Below are 1,284 nucleotides of genomic sequence, written 5' to 3' on the forward strand. Positions count from 1 at the left end.
CTGTTCTAAAAAAATTTAGAACAAACTATTGACTTTCCTTATAGTTTGTCTTTATTATATCCTATGATTTTGATCCCAGATTAAAGTTAACAAAAATCATGGCGTAGAAATCGCTATTTTCTAACGAGACATCAAAAGCTCCACTAGCTCAGCTATCTGATCGAATGGCTTGTTCAATTGGTCTTTTCCCAGCCTTATAATAGTCAACTCACACATTACAAAATATGCTACATATATACTCTCAAAACTTCTACTACAAAATCGAGGGAAAGATAGGTATTAAACAAGATGTGACATATAATAGGGACTATTAGCGTTTTGGAATAGGTATATGTCACCGCAAATCCAAGACCACTAAGGAAAAAATAAGCTACATGAATCAGACTAAAAGGATAAGCATAAGTATGCATGAGGCTAAATAGTAAGGCTGAAACAGATAACGTCATTATCAGTGGGCACTTATCCATTAAAGCCATCAGACACCCCCTAAACAGTAACTCCTCGATTAAGGGACCTAAGATAAGCATATGAAGTAGAATCAATTCATCATAATAGACGCCTGTACTGTTAATTAGAAGATTGGCCCATGCTTGTCCATTGGCCGACAAAGGTAAGAGTCCCTCTATAAAGATCACTAAGGCATTCCAAATTAATCCCAAGGCTACAGCAAAAGCAACTCTAGAAGATAATGGCTTTACTTGCCATAACCTAAGACCATAACGTCTTTTTAAATAAAATAAGATTATGGAACTTAGGGAGATTAAGAGCAAAGTCTGCAGCAAAAAGTAATGATCATCATAATATGACCCATTGTAAGCCATCAGAGAGACTAGACCAATACCTCTATCATAAAAGATAAAGAAGCCCAAAAAGATAAGACTATCAAACAACCCTTTCTTCCAACTCTTTAGAAATACCATATCTTCCATAAAAGCTACCAAGTTATTTTTGTGTTGAATTAACTGAAATATCCCGAGGAAACATCATATAATCATGCCAAGTGACCTGAATTCCTCCAACTACTTGATCCAATTCTGAAATAGTTAGATCTTTCACTTCAACTTTTTCTTTCATACTTTTTCTCCTAATTATTTTATAGTTGTGATCACATTTTAAATATAACAAAAATAGTAGTTTAGAAATATCTATTTCCTAAACGGTCATCGAAACGTCCTAAACGGTAACCGATTCATCAAACGCTCAACCTTCTACCGTTGGAAATCTGAGAGTGAGAAGACTAAGGAGAGAGGTGATCTGGTAGAGAAAATCGAGCAACTCTGCGCA

At 35.1% G+C, this 1,284-nt stretch carries 2 protein-coding genes; both read right to left on the bottom strand.

The features are described from left to right. Window positions 1-227 precede the first annotated feature (227 nt). Window positions 228-929, bottom strand: coding sequence for a lysostaphin resistance A-like protein (locus ACMZ6U_RS10405; RefSeq protein WP_416108344.1), 702 nt, complete (start codon window positions 927-929; stop codon window positions 228-230). A gap of 13 nt (window positions 930-942) precedes the next feature. Beyond that, window positions 943-1,074, bottom strand: a complete 132-nt coding sequence (locus ACMZ6U_RS10410; protein ID WP_416108345.1) for a hypothetical protein — start codon at window positions 1,072-1,074, stop codon at window positions 943-945. Window positions 1,075-1,284 lie beyond the last annotated feature (210 nt).

Origin of the sequence: Streptococcus pluranimalium (assembly GCF_047785745.1) — a bacterium.
GTDB classification, from domain to species: Bacteria; Bacillota; Bacilli; order Lactobacillales; family Streptococcaceae; genus Streptococcus; species Streptococcus pluranimalium_B.

Excerpts from the sequence above, each read along its gene's own strand:
- ACMZ6U_RS10410 (WP_416108345.1), bottom strand. The coding sequence starts at position 1,074 with ATGAAAGAAAAAGTTGAAGTGAAAGATCTAACTATTTCAGAATTGGAT.
- ACMZ6U_RS10405 (WP_416108344.1), bottom strand. The coding sequence starts at position 929 with ATGGAAGATATGGTATTTCTAAAGAGTTGGAAGAAAGGGTTGTTTGAT.